Annotated in this window: 14 protein-coding genes; 10 read left to right on the forward strand and 4 right to left on the reverse strand. The window is 72.1% G+C overall.

Annotated features, from left to right (window positions below):
- Positions 1-130 precede the first annotated feature (130 nt).
- Both QFW96_RS20645 and QFW96_RS20650 read left to right on the forward strand, forming a co-directional pair.
- Positions 131-1,618, forward strand: coding sequence for a leucyl aminopeptidase (locus QFW96_RS20645; protein WP_281457330.1), 1,488 nt, complete (start codon positions 131-133; stop codon positions 1,616-1,618).
- 122 nt (positions 1,619-1,740) lie between these two features.
- Entirely contained in the window at positions 1,741-2,241 is a 501-nt protein-coding gene (locus QFW96_RS20650; RefSeq protein ID WP_281457331.1) for an OsmC family protein, read from the forward strand.
- 84 nt (positions 2,242-2,325) lie between these two features.
- Here QFW96_RS20650 and QFW96_RS20655 read toward each other — a convergent pair whose 3' ends face one another.
- On the reverse strand, positions 2,326-2,676 hold the full coding sequence (locus tag QFW96_RS20655) for an oxidoreductase (protein ID WP_425524777.1): 351 nt from the start codon (positions 2,674-2,676) through the stop codon (positions 2,326-2,328).
- A gap of 236 nt (positions 2,677-2,912) precedes the next feature.
- On the opposite strand from QFW96_RS20655, the gene lpdA reads away from it, so the two are divergent.
- The 6 genes from lpdA (at position 2,913) to QFW96_RS20685 (ending at position 9,659) form a co-directional block, all read left to right on the forward strand.
- Positions 2,913-4,283, forward strand: coding sequence for a dihydrolipoyl dehydrogenase (lpdA, locus tag QFW96_RS20660; RefSeq protein WP_281457333.1), 1,371 nt, complete (start codon positions 2,913-2,915; stop codon positions 4,281-4,283).
- A 68-nt stretch (positions 4,284-4,351) separates the two neighbouring features.
- Positions 4,352-6,094 carry a 2-oxoglutarate dehydrogenase, E2 component, dihydrolipoamide succinyltransferase gene (gene sucB, locus QFW96_RS20665; protein WP_281457334.1) on the forward strand — a complete coding sequence of 581 codons (1,743 nt, stop codon included), beginning with the start codon at positions 4,352-4,354 and terminating at the stop codon, positions 6,092-6,094.
- A 263-nt stretch (positions 6,095-6,357) separates the two neighbouring features.
- Positions 6,358-7,245, forward strand: a complete 888-nt coding sequence (locus QFW96_RS20670) for a TIGR01777 family oxidoreductase (protein ID WP_281457335.1) — start codon at positions 6,358-6,360, stop codon at positions 7,243-7,245.
- A gap of 45 nt (positions 7,246-7,290) precedes the next feature.
- The gene (gene lipB / locus QFW96_RS20675; RefSeq protein WP_281457336.1) at positions 7,291-8,037 is read left to right on the forward strand and encodes a lipoyl(octanoyl) transferase LipB; all 747 of its coding nucleotides are present in this window, start codon (positions 7,291-7,293) and stop codon (positions 8,035-8,037) included.
- Between the two features lie 57 nt (positions 8,038-8,094).
- The gene (locus QFW96_RS20680) at positions 8,095-9,177 is read left to right on the forward strand and encodes a serine hydrolase (protein ID WP_281457337.1); all 1,083 of its coding nucleotides are present in this window, start codon (positions 8,095-8,097) and stop codon (positions 9,175-9,177) included.
- A 14-nt stretch (positions 9,178-9,191) separates the two neighbouring features.
- Positions 9,192-9,659, forward strand: coding sequence for an ArsR/SmtB family transcription factor (locus tag QFW96_RS20685; RefSeq protein WP_281457338.1), 468 nt, complete (start codon positions 9,192-9,194; stop codon positions 9,657-9,659).
- A gap of 113 nt (positions 9,660-9,772) precedes the next feature.
- Here QFW96_RS20685 and QFW96_RS20690 read toward each other — a convergent pair whose 3' ends face one another.
- The 3 genes from QFW96_RS20690 to QFW96_RS20700 form a co-directional block, all read right to left on the reverse strand.
- Positions 9,773-12,649, reverse strand: a complete 2,877-nt coding sequence (locus QFW96_RS20690) for an FAD-binding and (Fe-S)-binding domain-containing protein (protein ID WP_281457339.1) — start codon at positions 12,647-12,649, stop codon at positions 9,773-9,775.
- A gap of 214 nt (positions 12,650-12,863) precedes the next feature.
- Entirely contained in the window at positions 12,864-13,808 is a 945-nt protein-coding gene (locus tag QFW96_RS20695; RefSeq protein WP_281457340.1) for an LLM class F420-dependent oxidoreductase, read from the reverse strand.
- Positions 13,809-13,851: 43 nt separating this feature from the next.
- The gene (locus QFW96_RS20700; RefSeq protein ID WP_281457341.1) at positions 13,852-14,454 is read right to left on the reverse strand and encodes a TetR/AcrR family transcriptional regulator; all 603 of its coding nucleotides are present in this window, start codon (positions 14,452-14,454) and stop codon (positions 13,852-13,854) included.
- Between the two features lie 111 nt (positions 14,455-14,565).
- Here QFW96_RS20700 and QFW96_RS20705 point away from each other — a divergent pair, with 111 nt between their 5' ends.
- Together QFW96_RS20705 and lipA are read left to right on the forward strand one after the other, a co-directional pair.
- Complete coding sequence (locus QFW96_RS20705) at positions 14,566-15,057, forward strand: hypothetical protein (RefSeq protein WP_281457342.1); 492 nt, start codon at positions 14,566-14,568, stop codon at positions 15,055-15,057.
- Positions 15,058-15,330: 273 nt separating this feature from the next.
- On the forward strand, positions 15,331-16,332 hold the full coding sequence (gene lipA / locus QFW96_RS20710; protein ID WP_281457343.1) for a lipoyl synthase: 1,002 nt from the start codon (positions 15,331-15,333) through the stop codon (positions 16,330-16,332).
- Positions 16,333-16,396 lie beyond the last annotated feature (64 nt).

A 16,396-nucleotide genomic window follows, 5' to 3' on the forward strand; every position in this document is an offset into this window, starting at 1 on the left:
GACCGCGAACCGTTCGGCTCGCGCCACCTCGCCACGCCCAGGGCGAACACGCCGATCCCCGGTCGGCCCGGCGTTCTAGAGTGCGGGCAGGCTCTGGGAGAACCACAGCACCGATCCGGAGGATGACCACGTGACGACCCCGAAACTCGCCCTCACCGACACCGCGGTGGCCAAGCTGAGCGCGGACGCGCTCGTCATCGGCACCGTCTCCGGCGCCGACGGCCTGCAGCTCGCGCCCGGGGCCGAGCCGGTCGCCACCGCCTTCGACGGCGACCTGGTGAAGGTGCTGACGTCGCTGGGTGCGAGCGGCAAGGCCGACGAGGTCGTCAAGCTGCCCGCGAGCGGCCTGGCCGCGACCGTGCTGCTGGCGGTCGGTCTCGGCAAGGCCGGCGAGGACGGCCCGACCGCGGAGTCCGTGCGCCGCGCGTCCGGTGCCGCGGCCCGCGCGCTGTCCGGCGTCGAGCACGCCGCCACCACGCTGTCCGCCGCCGACCTGCCGGCCACCGTGCAGGGCACGGTGATGGGCGCCTACGGCTTCACCGAGTACAAGTCGAGCAACGGCGACGGCCCGGTGGCCGCGGTGGACTTCGTGGTCGCCGACGCCAAGGCCGACACCGCCACCCACGCCCTCAAGGGCGGCAGCGCGATCGGCGAGGCGGTCAACATCGCCCGCGACCTGATCAACACCCCGCCGAACGACCTGTTCCCGGCGTCGTTCGCCGAGCGCGCCACCGAGCTCGCCAAGGGCGCGGGCCTGGAGGTCGAGGTCCTCGACGACGCGGCGCTGCGCAAGCAGGGCTTCGGCGGCATCCTCGGCGTCGGCGCCGGCTCCTCGCGTCCGCCGCGCCTGGTGCGGATCCGGCACAAGGGCCCGAAGGCGGCGAAGAAGGTCGCGCTGGTCGGCAAGGGCATCACCTTCGACACCGGCGGCATCTCGCTGAAGCCGGGCGGGGGCATGGAGAACATGACCTCGGACATGTCCGGCGCCGCCTCGGTGATCGCGACCATGGTGCTGGCCGCGAAGCTGAACTACCCGCTGGACATCACCGCCACCGTCCCGATGGCCGAGAACATGCCGTCCGGCACGGCCTACCGGCCCGGCGACGTGCTCAAGATGTACGGCGGCAAGACCGTCGAGGTGCTCAACACCGACGCCGAGGGCCGGTTGGTCCTGGTCGACGCGATGGTGCGGGCCTGCGAGGACGAGCCCGACTACCTCATCGAGACCTCCACGCTGACCGGTGCGCAGGTCGTCGCGCTGGGCAACCGCACGCCGGGCGTGATGGGCGAGGACGCGTTCCGCGACCGCGTCGCGAAGCTGTCGCAGGCCGCCGGTGAGGGCGGTTGGCCGATGCCGCTGCCGGACGAGCTGCGCGCGGACCTGGACTCCAAGCTCGCCGACCTGGCCAACGTCACCAACCACCGCTGGGGCGGCATGCTCGCCGCGGGCATCTTCCTGCGGGAGTTCGTGGCCGAGGGCGTGCAGTGGGCCCACATCGACATCGCCGGCCCGGCCTACAACACCAACTCGCCGTGGGGCTACACGCCGAAGGGCGGCACCGGCGTCCCGGTCCGCACGCTGGCGGCGGTGCTCGCCGACATCGCCGAGAACGGCTGATCCCCGGGTCGCTGACCCCGGGTGTTCGCAGGAGCCGGGATTCCCACCGGGAATCCCGGCTTTTGTGACTCGGGTCACGAAAAGGTCACCACCCGGGGGTGCACCGATGTCACGATGGGTTGATGACCGAATCGCAACCGGCCACGCTGACCGCGACCAGGCACGGCTATCAGGTCGACGTGGTGTGGACCGGCAACACCGGCCAGGGCACCGCCACCTACCGCAGCTACGAGCGCACGCACGAGGTGCGCGCCGTCGGCAAGGACTCCATCGACGCTTCCGCCGACCCCGTGTTCCTCGGTGACGCCGACCGCTACAACCCCGAAGAGCTCCTCGTCGCCTCGCTGTCGCAGTGCCACATGCTGTGGTTCCTGCACCTGGCCGCCGACTCCGGAATCGTGGTCACCGGCTACCACGACCGCGCGCGCGGCATCCTCGCGGAGAACTCCGACGGCACCGGCCAGTTCGAGGCCGTCGAGCTCGCACCCGAGGTCACCGTCTGCGATCTCGCCGCCGTCGACGTCGCCGAAGCGCTGCACGAACGCGCCCACGAGCTCTGCTACATCGCCAAGTCCGTGACCTTCCCGGTGCGGTGCACGCCGACGACGCGCGTCGCGAACTGACACCGTGAATCGATCACGGGAGAATCGATTCAGCCTTCGGGACGGCCGTGACGCAGCGAATCCGGTAAAAGCGCGATCGCGCGTTCACGGCCGTTCGTCGGCGGCGCGCTGCGCGCGGCGGCGAAGAATGCGCTGCCGGGCCTGGTAATCGCGCATCCGCTGCGGATATCCGACTTTCGCGACCTCGTAGAGCGGAATTCCGAGCTGCTTGGTGAATCGCCCCGCCGCCGACGGCGATGCGACCCGGCGCCGGGTCCATTCCCCGTCGTGCGCGATGAGCAGCAACGTCGTCTCGGTCACGAACGTGCGGGGTTCCAGGAAGCCCTCGACACCACGGCGCCGCGCCGCCCAGCCCCGGAGGTGATCGGTGTCCGCGGAAGTGGCGCGTCGCCCGGTGCCGGGACGGCGGCTGCGGAACCGGTCGAAAAATCCCACGGCACTCCCCTCCCCGAGCCAATTCAGGCCGGTCTCGTTCGATTTTGCCACCGCGAACATGTGCGGAGTGTGAAAACGAGCTGAGAATGCGCGACCGCGAGCGCCGAATGCAGCACAGATCACCCGGCCCACCGCGCATCGGCCGGTCGGGTGGTGACAAGATGGCCGGTGGTGTGCATGACCACCAGGTCACGCAGCCGACTGCAAGTCAATGACGCCCTGTCGAGGAGTGCGAAGTGACCGACACGTCCGCCGATCTGGTCATTCTCGGCGGCGGTTCGGGCGGCTACGCCTGCGCTTTCCGCGCGGCCGAGCTCGGCCTGTCCGTCGTCCTCATTGAAAAGGACAAGCTCGGTGGGACCTGCCTGCACCGAGGTTGCATCCCGACCAAGGCCCTGCTGCACGCGGCCGAGGTCGCCGATTCCACCCGAGACGCCGACCAGTTCGGGGTGCGCGCAGCCCTCGAAGGCATCGACATCGACGGTGTCAACAAGTACAAGGACAACATCATCTCGGGCCTGTACAAGGGCCTGCAGGGCCTGGCCAAGGCCCACAAGGTGACGATGGTCGAAGGCGCGGGCACGCTCGTCGACGCCAACACCGTCGAGGTCAACGGCACCCGCTACACCGGCAAGAACGTGGTGCTGGCCACCGGCTCCTACTCCAAGTCGCTGCCGGGCCTGGAGCTCGGCGGGCGGATCATCGCCAGCGAGCAGGCGCTGAACCTGGACTTCATCCCGAACAAGGTCGTCGTGCTCGGCGGCGGTGTGATCGGTGTCGAGTTCGCGAGCGTCTGGGCCTCCTTCGGCGCCGAGGTCACCGTCGTGGAAGCGCTGCCGCACCTGGTGCCCAACGAGGACGAGTTCGCCTCGAAGCGCCTGGAGCGCGCCTTCCGCAAGCGCGGCATCAAGTTCAAGACCGGCGTGAAGTTCACCGGCGCCACCCAGAACGACGACGGCGTGTCGGTCAGCCTGGAGAACGGCGAGACCTACGACGCGGACCTGCTGCTGGTCGCCGTCGGCCGCGGCCCGAACACCGCCGGTCACGGCTTCGAGCAGGTCGGCGTGAACATGGAGCGCGGTTTCGTCCGCACCGACGAGCGCCTGCGCACCAACGTCCCGGGCGTGTTCGCCGTCGGCGACATCGTGCCGGGCCTGCAGCTGGCGCACCGCGGCTTCCAGCAGGGCATCTTCATCGCCGAGGAGATCGCGGGCCTGAACCCGCAGCCGATCGACGAGGCCGGCATCCCGCGCGTGACCTACTGCCACCCGGAGGTCGCCTCGGTGGGCCTGACCGAGGCCGCCGCCAAGGAGCAGTACGGCTCGGTGGAGACCTTCACCTACGACCTGGCCGGCAACGGCAAGAGCCAGATCCTCAAGACGCAGGGCGCGGTCAAGCTGGTCCGCGCGACCGACGGTCCCGTCGTCGGCCTGCACATGGTCGGCGACCGCGTCGGTGAGCTCATCGGCGAGGCGCAGCTGATCTACAACTGGGAGGCGCTGCCGGAGGACGTCGCTCCCCTGGTCCACGCCCACCCGACCCAGACCGAAGCCCTGGGCGAGGCCCACCTCGCCCTGGCCGGCAAGCCGCTGCACGTCCACGGCTGAGCGCAGCCGCACCGTCAGCAGCTACAGGACAGCCGCACCCCGCCACACCCACGAGGAGTCAGCAACAGATGGCCTTCTCCGTTCAGATGCCGGCGCTCGGCGAGAGCGTCGCCGAAGGCACGATCACCCGGTGGCTCAAGCAGGAGGGCGAGACCGTCGAGGTCGACGAACCCCTGCTGGAGGTCTCCACCGACAAGGTCGACACCGAGATCCCGTCCCCGGCCGCCGGTGTGCTGCAGCGCATCGTCGCCCAGGAGGACGACACCGTCGAGATCGGTGGTGAGCTCGCGGTCATCGGCGACGCCGGTGAGGCGCCCGCCGCTCCCGCCGCCTCTGAGACTCCGGCCGCCGCCCCGGCCCCGGCCGCCGAGCCCGAGCCCGCTCCCGCTGCCGAGGCGCCCGCCGCTCCGGCGGCCCCCGCCGCCCCGGCCGGTGGCGCGCAGGGCACCGACGTCGCCATGCCCGCGCTGGGCGAGAGCGTCGCCGAGGGCACGATCACCCGGTGGCTCAAGCAGATCGGCGACTCGGTCGAGGTCGACGAGCCGCTGCTGGAGGTCTCCACCGACAAGGTCGACACCGAGATCCCGTCCCCGGTGGCCGGCACGCTGCTGGAGATCACCGCCGGTGAGGACGACACCGTCGAGGTCGGCGCGAAGCTCGCGGTGATCGGCGCCGCCGGTGCCGCCGCCGCTCCGGCCGCCCCGGCTCCCGAGCCGACCCCGGCCCCGGAGCCCACCCCGGCTCCGGCCGCCGCCGCTCCGGCTCCGGCCGCCCCGGCTGCTCCCGCTGCTCCCGCTGCCCCCGCCGCTCCGGCTGCTCCGGCTGCTCCGGCCGAGGAGGAGGCTCCGGCGAACAACGGTGGCGCCCCGTACGTGACGCCGCTGGTGCGCAAGCTGGCCAACGAGCACGGCATCGACCTGACCTCGATCAAGGGCAGCGGTGTCGGCGGCCGGATCCGCAAGCAGGACGTCCAGGCCGCGATCGACGCCAACCAGGCCCCGGCCCCGACGGCTCCGGCCGCCCCGGCCGCTGCCACGACCACCGCCGCCCCGGCCACCGCGGTCGAGCCGTCGGAGGAGGCCAAGGCGCTGCGCGGCACCACGCAGAAGATGTCGCGCCTGCGGCAGCTGCTGGCCCGCCGCATGGTCGAGTCGCTGCAGACCGCGGCGCAGCTGACCACGGTGATCGAGGTCGACGTCACCCGCATCGCGCGGCTGCGCGAGCGCGCGAAGGGCAGCTTCGAAGCGGCCGAGGGCGTCAAGCTCTCGTTCCTGCCGTTCTTCGCCAAGGCCGCGGCCGAGGCGCTGAAGCTGCACCCGAAGCTGAACGCCTCGATCGACGAGGAGAGCAGCTCGGTCACCTACCACGGCGCCGAGCACCTCTCGGTCGCGGTGGACACCGAGCGCGGTCTGGTCTCGCCGGTGATCCACGACGCGGGCGACCTCAACCTCGGTGGCCTGGCCCGCAAGATCGCGGACCTGGCGGCGCGGACCCGCAACAACAAGATCAAGCCCGACGAGCTCTCCGGTGGCACCTTCACCATCACCAACACCGGTAGCCGCGGGGCGCTGTTCGACACGCCGATCCTGAACCCGCCGCAGGTGGGCATGCTGGGCACCGGCACCGTCGTGAAGCGCCCGGTCGTCGTCGCCGACGAGAACGGCGGCGACACGATCGCGATCCGCTCGATGGTGTACCTGGCGCTGTCCTACGACCACCGCCTGGTCGACGGCGCCGACGCCGCCCGCTTCCTGACCACGCTCAAGCAGCGCCTGGAAGAGGGAGCCTTCGAGGCCGACCTGGGCCTCTGAAGGAGGGTTCGCACTCGCCTTGCTTGGCGGTGCGGGTAGCGGAACCTCAGCGGCTCGCCGGCTCCGGGCGCCACTCCTGATGTATGCCAATACACGGCGTCGCGGCGTCCTCACCAGCGAACCGCTGAGAACCCGCGGCGGTGCGGGCTGAGTCCCGCACCTGAAACGAGTTGAAGCGGCCGCTCACCGGTTCCGGTGGGCGGTCGCTCTTTTCGCGTCCGAACGGTTCGCACGCGCGCGCCCGGTGCGGCACGATGCCGGGCATGCGCGTCGTTGTCGCCGGTTCGTCGGGATTGATCGGTACGTCGCTGGTGGCCGGGCTCCGCCAGGCCGAGCACGAGGTGGTGCGCCTGGTCCGCCGCCTGCCCGCCGCCCCGGACGAGCGCGGCTGGGACCCCGGCACCGGCAGGCTCGACGCCGATGCCCTGGAGGGCGCCGACGCGGTGGTCAACCTCAGCGGCCCGGGCATCGGCGACAAGCGCTGGAGCCCGGAGCGCAAGCGCCACCTGCTGCGCGCCCGGGTGCGGGCCACCGAGGTCCTCGCGAACGCCGTCGCCGAGGCCGGTGTCCCGGTGCTGGCCAACGCCTCGGCGGTCGGGTTCTACGGCGACACCGGATCGCACCCGGTCACCGAGGCGTCCCCGCCGGGCACGGACTTCCTGGCGATGCTGTGCCGCCGCTGGGAGGCCGCGACAGCCCCGGCCGCCGACGCCGGGGCCCGGGTGGTGCTGCTGCGCACCGGCCTGGTGATCTCGCCGTCCGGCGGGCTGCTCGGCCAGCTCAGGCCGCTGTTCTCGCTGATGCTCGGCGGCCGGCTCGGCTCGGGGAGCCAGTACATGCCGTGGATCTCGCTGGACGACGAGGTCGCCGCGATCCGCTTCGCGCTGGAGAACCCGGAGGTGTCGGGGCCGGTGAACCTGACCGGCCCGGCGCCGGTGACCAACACCGAGTTCACCCGTGCGCTGGGCGAGGCCTTGGGCCGCCCGGCGCCGTGGATCGTGCCGGGTTTCGCGCTGCGGATCGTTCTCGGCGAGTTCGCCAACACCGCCCTGACCGGCCAGCGGGCGATGCCGACGGTGCTGGAGGCCAACGGCTTCGGGTTCCAGCACCCGACGCTGGGTGCGGCGCTGGCCGCGGCTACCGGGAAGTAGCCGACCTTCGGCCGCCGGGAGGTGTCCGAGGCGTAGCCTGGCGCCGTGAGTCGTGCCAATTCTTCGTGCCGCGCATCGTCCGAACCGATGGCCGTGCGGCACCTGGGAACCATCGATTACCTGGACGCGTGGGACTTGCAGCGCGAGCTGGCCACCGGCCGCGCGGAGGGCCTCAACCCGGACACCCTCCTGCTGCTGGAGCACCCGTCGGTCTACACCGCGGGCAAGCGGACCCAGCCGGAGGACCGCCCGACCGACGGCACGCCGGTCATCGACGTCGACCGCGGCGGCAAGATCACCTGGCACGGCCCGGGGCAGATCGTCGGCTACCCGCTCGTGCAGCTGACGGACCCGATCGACGTCGTGGACTACGTGCGCCGCCTGGAGCAGGCGCTGATCCACGTGTGCGACCGGTTCGGCCTGGAGGCGGGCCGGGTCGAGGGCCGCAGCGGCGTGTGGCTGCCCGCCGTCGACGGCCGCCCGGAGCGCAAGATCGCCGCGATCGGCATCCGCGTGCAGCGCGGCGTGACGATGCACGGCCTGGAGCTCAACTGCAACGCCGACCTGAGCGAGTTCGACCGGATCATCCCGTGCGGCATCGCCGATGCCGGGACCACGTCGCTGTCGGCGGAGCTGGGCCGCGACGTCCCGGTCGACGAGGCGTATCCGCTGGTGGAGCAGGCCGTGCAGGACGCGCTGGACGGTCGCCTGGAGATCACCGAGCGCAACATCCCGCGTCACCAGCCCGCGGCGGCGGGCGTCACGCTGGCGCTGGATCCGAGCTTGCGCTGACAGACACGACTCCACTCCTCTAGTATTCCGGAAATACGGACTACTGGAGGAGTGGCCATGTCGCTGTCCCGTCGAAGCCTTCTCGTCGCGGCCGGAGCCGCGGCTCCCCTGCTGCTCGCCCGCCCCGCCCTGGCCGCACCACCGGACCTGAGCACGCCCGAGGGCTGGCTGAGCTGGATCTCCGCTCACCGCGCCGGGCTGAGCCTGCGGCTCGACGACGGGCGCGGCGGACGGTTGAGCCACCGCGCCGACATCGCCCGGCCGCTGGCCTCGGCGGTCAAGGTGCTGCACCTGGCGGCCTACGCGGACGCCGTCGCGGCCGGCCGGCTCGATCCGCGCGAGCAGGTCAGGGTCGGTGACTGGGAGCGCTACTACGTGCCCACCGACGGCGGCGCGCACCCGGCCGCGCTGCGCCACCTCGGCGTTCCGCTCGCCGAAGCCGGGCTCCACGCGGCCGATCCCGAGCAGCGGGTGGCGCTGGACGACGTGGTCGCGGTGATGATCCTGTTCAGCGACAGCGCCGCGCCCGACCTGCTGCGCGACCGGCTGGGCGCCGAGGCGGTGATCGCGGCCGGGGCCGCCCGCGGCTGGCCGGAGGCCGACGTGCGGTCGCTGTGCGCGGAGTACCTGTTCGTCGTGCTGCCCGAGACCGCGCCGCCCGCAGGACTCCCGGTGCCGGCGCGGCGCGAGTGGGGGTTCGCCCTCGAACGCAGGCACCGCGACGAGCCCGCGCTGCGCCAGGAGGTCCTGCGACGGCTGCAGGCCGGTGTCCCCGGCTACCCGGCGCAGCTCGCGTGGGCGTCGACGACCGCCGCTGGATCGGCGGACCGGCTGGCGGCCGCGCACCGCGCGCTCAGCGCCGAAGGCGGGATCGCGCGCACCCACCTGGAACGGCCGCTCGCGGGATCGCTGCCACCGGGCGTGAGCGGCATCGGGATCAAGGGAGGCAGCCTTCCCGGCGTGCTGACCAGCGGGATCTCGGTGCGCCGGGCGGACGGCACGCTCGGCTGGGGCGCGCTGCTGGCGCACGGCGACATCAGCGCCGAGCAGCTGAGCACCGGCGATCCGGGACTGCCGCTGCTGCTGGCCATCGAGGACCCGGGTTGGCGGGACCGGCTGGCGACGGCGCTGGGCGGCTGAGGCAAGCTCGTCGCGTGGACCTGCAACAGCGCGTCGAAGCACTCGAAGCCCGCGTGGCCGCCCTGGAGTCCGGCCGCTCCGCCGCGGCGGAACCGGCCCCGGAACCCAGCGGCGGCCACGTGCGCTACGAAGGGCACCTGGCCGAGCCCGCCGAGCTGGACTGGGTGATCACCGTCGACCCGGCCCGCGTGCTCGAACTGCCCGACGGCCCGCGCACGGACGTCCTGGCCGCCCTCGGCCACCCGGCGCGCGCCGCCATCGTCCGGCTCCTCGCCGCCCAGGGGCCCCAACCCGCCGCGACCCTCCAGGAGGCGGCCGACCTCGGCTCCCCCGGCCGCCTCTACCACCACCTCAAGTCCCTGACCGCGGCGAACCTCGTCGAGCAGGACAAGCGCGGCACCTACCGCCTCCGCCCGAAGGCCACCATCCCCGCCCTCGTCCTCCTCACCGCCGCCTCCGACATCGCCGACCAACTCCGCTGAGCCCGACGTCCCGTCCGCACCGCTCCTCACCAGGTGACAGTTCTAGTGAGAACTGTCCGGGCAAAACGGACATTGATCATGGGTGATTCGAGGAAAAACTGCCCCCTGCCGAGTTATCGCGACCGCAGCGAACCGGACTGGGGGGAACCGGACTCCCGAGGTAGGGCATCGCGGAGGAGCTCGGCGAGGTGGGTGGCGCGGCGCTCGGTGCCCTGGGCGATCTGGGTGCGGCAGGAGAAGCCGTCGGCGAGGACGAGGGTGTCCTCCGCCGCTTCGCGGACCTTCGGGTAGAGCTCGCGCTCGGCGCAGGCCTGCGAGACGTCCCAGTGGCCCGGTTCGAAGCCGAAGTTGCCCGCCAACCCGCAGCACCCCGCGGAGATGACGTCGAGGTCGACGCCGAGACGTTCCAGCAGCCGCCGGTCGGGACCCCAGCTCCCCTTGGCCTCCTGGTGGCAGTGGACCTGCGCGATCGCCTCGACGTCGAGTCGCCCGAACGGCAGCGGACCGTCGTGCTCGGCGACGAACTCCGCGAACGTCCTCGTCTGCGCCGCGAGCCGCCGGGCCCGCCCGTCACCGGGCAGCAGCTCGGTCGCCTCGTCGCGCAGCATCACCGTGCAGGACGGCTCCAGCCCGATCACCGCGCGCCCGGCGGCCAGGTGCGGCGCGAGAGCGGCCAGCGAGCGCTCCAACACCTTCCGCGCGCCGTCGAGCTGACCGGTGGAGTGCCAGGTCAGGCCGCAGCACACGAAGCCCTCCGGCAGCACCACCCGATAGCCCAGCGCCTCCATGACCTCCACCGCGGCTTCACCGACCTCGGGGCTGAGGTGGTTGGTGAAGGTGTCCGGCCACAGCACGACCGTCGCACCCCCGCACTCCGCCCGTCGCCGCAGCCGCCGGGTCAGCGACCGGGGCGCGAAGCGGATCATCTCCCGACGCGGCTCGATCCCGCCCGCCCGCTTGACCAGCGCGGACACCGGAGGGAGCGCGAGCAGCGCGTTGCTCACCGCCGCCAGGCCCGGCACCGCCGAGATCAGCCTGAGCCACACCGGCAGCCGACCCATCGAGTAGTGCGCCCGAGGCCGGCCCCGGCCTCGGTAGTGGTGGTGCAGGAACTCGGCCTTGTAGGTGGCCATGTCGACGTTGACCGGGCAGTCGCTCGCGCAGGCCTTGCAGGACAGGCACAGGTCGAGCGCCTCCAGCGCCTCACCCGAACTCCATCCGTCGACGACGGACTCGCCGCGCAACATCTCGGCCAGCACCCGCGCCCGGCCTCGGGTGGAGTGCACCTCGTCGCGGGTCACCTTGAACGAGGGGCACATGCTGCCGGTGTCGAGGTTGCGGCAGGACCCGACACCGACGCAGCGGTTGACCGCGGCGGCGAACGATCCCCCGTCGCGGCTCAGCGCGTGCACCGGGGTGACCTCCAGCGCGCGGTGACCCGGCCCGGGCCGCACGCCGGCGTCGATCGGCGCCGGGTCGACCAGCACTTCGGGGTTGAGCAGGCCGTGCGGGTCGAAGATCCGCTTGAACTCCGCGAAGCAGTCCCGCGCCTGCCGGGAGTACATGTGCCGCAGCAGTTCCGAGCGCGCCCGGCCGTCTCCGTGCTCGCCGGAGACCGAGCCGCCGTGGGCGGCGACCAGCCGCGCGGCCTCGGTGATGAACGACCGGTAAGCGGCCACCCCCTCCTCGGTGCCCAGCCGGAAGTCGACGCGCAGGTGCAGGCAGCCCTCGCCGAAGTGCCCGAACGGCACCCCGCGCAGCCCGTGGGAGTCCAGCAGCGCGTAGAGATCGCGCAGGTAGGCGGCCAGGTTCTCGGGCGGGACGGCGGAGTCCTCCCAGCCGGGCCACGCCTCGCCGCCGTCGGCGAGACGCGTGACGATGCCCGCGCCGCCTTCCCGGATCCGCCACAGCTCCCGGGTGCGCACCGGGTCGGTGACCACCAGCGATTCCGCCCCGTCGATCCGCTCGGTGGCCAGTCGCGCGAGCTCGGCGGCCCGCTGCTCGGCCTCGGCCTGCACCTCTCCCCCGGCTTCGCAGTACAACCAGGCCCGCCCGCCCGGGAGCTCCTGCCCGGCGTCCTGCTTGCCGGGCCGGGACCGCAGCGCGGCGAGCAGGTCGGCGCCCATGCCCTCGACGGTCATAGCCCCGGCCGCGGCCAGCTCGGGCGCGACCTCGGCGGCGCGGTAGACGTCCGGGAAGCCGATCACCGCGAGCGCGCGGGCGGCGGGTACCGGGACGAGCCGGACCGTGGCCTCGGTGACGATCCCGCAGGTGCTCTCGCTGCCGACCAGGGCCTTGGCCAGGTCGAACCCCCGCTCGGGCAGCACGTGCTGGAGCCCGTACCCGGAGACCTGGCGGCGGAACCGGCCGAGCTCGGTGCGCAGCACCGCGAGGTTGCCGGCCACCAGCTCGCGCAGCCGATCGTCCAGCTCGGGGTCGTCGCTGCCGCTCGCGGTGGCGGTGAGCGGCGAGCCGTCGGCCCGGATCATCCGCAGCGACACCACGTTCTCGGCGGTCGTGCCCCACACGACCGAGTGCGCACCGCAGGCGTTGTTGCCGATCATCCCGCCGATCGTGCAGCGCGAGTGGGTCGAGGGATCGGGCGCGAAGGTCAGCCCGTGCTCGGCAGCTGCGGCCCGCAGGTCGTCGAGCACGACGCCCGGCTGCACCCGCGCCGTCCGCGCGTCGGGGTCGATCTCCAGGATCCGGTCCATCCGCCGCGAGAAGTCCAGCACCACACCGGACCCGATCGCGTTGCCCGCCACCGACGTCCCACCACCCCGAGCGGTCACGGCCGCTCCGCGCGCGGCCGCGACCCGCACCACTCGCGCGACGTCCTCTTCGGACTCCGGTTCCACCACCGCCACCGGAATCCGCCGGTAGATCGACGCATCAGACCCGTACGCCGCCAACGAGGTCAGGTCCGTCCGAACCTTCCCGGGCACCGCACGTTCGAGCTCCCCCAGCACCGCACCCGTCTCCACCTGCACCAGCACAACCTCCCACCGAACGCACCCATCCCGGCCGTCGAAAACCCCTGCATTCGTCCCGTCGAAAACCCCGGTTCTCGTCGCGATGAGAACCGGGGTTTCGACGCTACGGCCACCGACGTCCACCCGGGTTCGTGGCGGCCGGAGTGCGGGGGTCGGTGTTCGTGGGGTGGGGAAGTTTTCATGAAAACTTCCCCACCCCTGACACAGGCGGTCAGAGCTGCGGGGCGACCTCGGAGGCGACGACGTCCAGGTGGCCGAGGTCGGTCAGGTCGAGGACCTGCAGGTACAGGCGGCTGATGCCGGTGCGCTCCCGCCAGGAACCGATCTTGTCGACGACCTCCGCCGGGGTTCCCGCCAGGCCGTTGGCGCGCAGCTCGTCGACCTCGCGGCCGATGGCCTGGGCGCGGCGGGCGAGCTCGGCCTCGTCCTTGCCGACGCACAGCACCATCGCCGCGGACCGGACGATCTCCCCGCTGTCCCGGCCGATCGCCTGGCAGGCGGCGTCGACGCGCTCGAACTGCGCTGCTGCGGTGTCCACGTCGACGAAGGGCAGGTTGAACTCGTCGGCGAAGCGGGCGGCCAGCGCCGGGGTGCGCTTCTTGCCCGCACCGCCGATGAGCACCGGCGGGCGCGGCCGCTGGGCGGGCTTGGGCAGCGCGGGCGAGTCGGTGAGCTGGTAGTGCTGCCCGTCGAAGGAGAACGTCTCGCCCTCGGGCGTCTCCCACAGGCCGGTGATGATCTCCAGCTGCTCGGCGTAGCGGTCGAACCGCTCCTTCAGCGACGGGAACGGGATGCCGTAGGCGGTGTGCTCCTCCTCGTACCACCCGCTGCCGAGGCCGAACTCGACGCGCCCGCCGGACATCTGGTCGACCTGCGCGACGGAGATCGCCAACGGTCCGGGAAGCCGGAACGTCCCGGCGGTCATCAAGGTGCCCAGCCGCAGGCGGCTGGTCTCGCGGGCGAGGCCACCGAGGGTCACCCAGGCGTCGGTCGGGCCCGGGTCACCGGCGACCGACCCCATCTTCAGGTAGTGGTCGGAGCGGAAGAACGCGTCGTAGCCGGTGTCCTCGGCGTGCTTGGCGACGCGCAGCAGGTCGTCGTAGCTCGCGCCCTGCTGGGGCTCGGTGAAGATCCGCAAGGTGAAGTTCTGTGTCACGGCCACCGAGGCTAGTGGTCCGGACCTGGACCCGCCGTAGCGGTCAGCCCACGCGGAGTCCGTTGAGGACGCGTTCCACGCACACCGCGATGTCGGCGCGCTCCTGGATCGGCGAGGCCGACCCGGCGATGGCGGTCGCGCCCGCTGACAGGGCGCCGAACATGATCCGGGCCAGGGCGTCGATCGGCAGGTCGTCGCCGATCTCACCGGAGGCGAGGAGGTTGGCCACGACGGCCCGCAGCACGCCGAAGGTGTAGGCCTCCTCGGCTTCGCGCCAGCGGTCCCACCCCATCACCGCGGGACCGTCCTGCACGACGATGCGCTGGTAGGAGGGCTCCAGGCAGACCTCCAGGAACGCCCGCAGGCCGGAGCGGGTGGCCTCCCACGGGTCACCGGAGTCCGAGACGACCTCCGACAGCCTGGCCACGACCCCGGTCTCCACGGCGCTGAAGGCCGCCTCGAACAGCGCCTGCTTGCCGCCGAAGTGGTGGTACAGGGCGCCTTTGGTGACGCGGGCGCGCTTGGCGATCTCGTCCAGCGAGGTCTGCGAGTACCCGTGCTCGGTGAACAGCTCCACCGCCGAATCCACCAGTGCCTGCCTGGTCGATTCGGAGTACTCGATGCGCCGGGGACGAGCTGTAGCCATGCTCACAACCCTATGACATACCGACGGTACGACGCCGTGCTACCGTGGGTTCAGTGACATACCGACAGTATGTCGCTGAACCTCGGGTATCCCCGATCCCTGGAGAACGCCATGAGTTGGAATGACTTCTACCAGCGGCAACAGGCGTTGGCCGAGGTCCTCGACAGCGCTCGTCGGGACCTCTCGGCAGCCTTCGAAACCGTTCCAGGCCCCTTCCGCGACATCGACGAGCTGCTCGCCGCGCTGCACCGCAAGTGGATGCTGCAGCTGACCGGCCGCGTCGAGGTCGCGCTGACCGACACCGACGCCGCCCCGCACGGCGACCGCGTCGAGGCCGTCACCGCGGCGTGGCGCCGGACCGCTCAGGACAACCCGGGCCTGCGCGCCGCGCTCGACGTCCACGCGGGCAGCCCGGCGCTGCAGGACGTCACGGCCCGCGAGCACCGGATGCTCGCGATCGCCGCCGGACTGGCCGAGGAGCACGAGCCGCCGCAGGACGCGGCACGCGTCGGCCGCGCCTTCGTCCAGCTGCTCCGCGCCGCTCCGGACTCGGACCGACACGCCCGGCCGGGCCGGCTCCGCAGGCTCATCCCGAGCTTCTGACCTGATCGCGGGGCGCTTCCGAGCACCTCGCGATCACCGTCGGCCACAGCCCGGTCGAGAGCAGGCCTCCGCTCAACCGCGGCCACCGCCGGGGACCTGCTCGGGTCCGCATCTCGGCGCGACTGTGCACTCTGCCCGCTCCCGGAGCGCCGCGAGCAGCATTCCGCACAGCTTCCGAGCGCGGGGTGACAGCCGTCACGACCTGCGACGATATCCGCTGCTCAGCCGCGCACCCTTGACCAACACCGGGGGTGGAGGGCGTAGCCTGGGCGCGTGACTGTGGCGCCTGAGGGTCGCAAGCTGCTGCGGTTGGAGGCCCGCAACAGCCAGACTCCGATCGAGAAGAAGCCGTCGTGGATCAAGACCCGCGCGCGGATGGGTCCCGAGTACAAGGAGCTCAAGGGCCTCGTCAAGCGCGAGGGGCTGCACACCGTCTGCGAGGAGGCGGGCTGCCCGAACATCTTCGAGTGCTGGGAAGACCGCGAAGCCACCTTCCTCATCGGTGGTGACCAGTGCACCCGGCGCTGCGACTTCTGCCAGATCGACACCGGCAAGCCTGCCGCGCTGGACACCTCCGAACCGCGCAAGGTCGCCGAGTCCGTGCAGGCCATGGGCCTCCGCTACTCCACGGTCACCGGCGTCGCCCGCGATGACCTGGAGGACGGCGGCGCCTGGCTGTACGCCGAGACGGTCCGCCAGATCCACGAGCTCAACCCGGGCACCGGCGTGGAGCTGCTGATCCCGGACTTCAACGCCGAGCCCGACCAGCTCGCCGAGGTCTTCGGCTCCCGGCCGGAGGTGCTGGCGCACAACCTGGAGACCGTGCCCAGCGTGTTCCGCCGGATCCGCCCGGGCTTCCGCTACGAGCGGTCGCTCGACGTGATCACGCAGGCCCGCGACGCCGGCCTGGTCACCAAGTCGAACCTGATCCTGGGCATGGGCGAGACCGCCGACGAGGTCCGGCCCGCGCTGCAGGACCTGCGCGACGCGGGCTGCGACATCATCACGATCACCCAGTACCTGCGCCCCAGCCCGAGGCACCACCCCGTGGACCGCTGGGTCAAGCCCGAGGAGTTCGTGGAGCACACGAAGGCGGCCGAGGAGATCGGCTTCCCGGGCGTCATGGCCGGTCCCCTGGTCCGCTCCAGCTACCGGGCGGGCCGCCTGTTCGCCAAGGCCACGGTCCACCGGGGCATGCCCCTCCCGGACAACATGGCCCACCTCGCAGAAGCAGGCACAGCAGCCCAAGAAGCCAGCGCACTGCTGAACCGCTGACAGAAGAGAAGGGGGGGGGGGGGGGGGGTTGGGGTGGGGTGGTCGGTCCACCAGGTGACCAGGG

It is taken from the genome of Saccharopolyspora ipomoeae, from assembly GCF_029952525.1.
Lineage (GTDB): Bacteria > Actinomycetota > Actinomycetes > Mycobacteriales > Pseudonocardiaceae > Saccharopolyspora > Saccharopolyspora ipomoeae.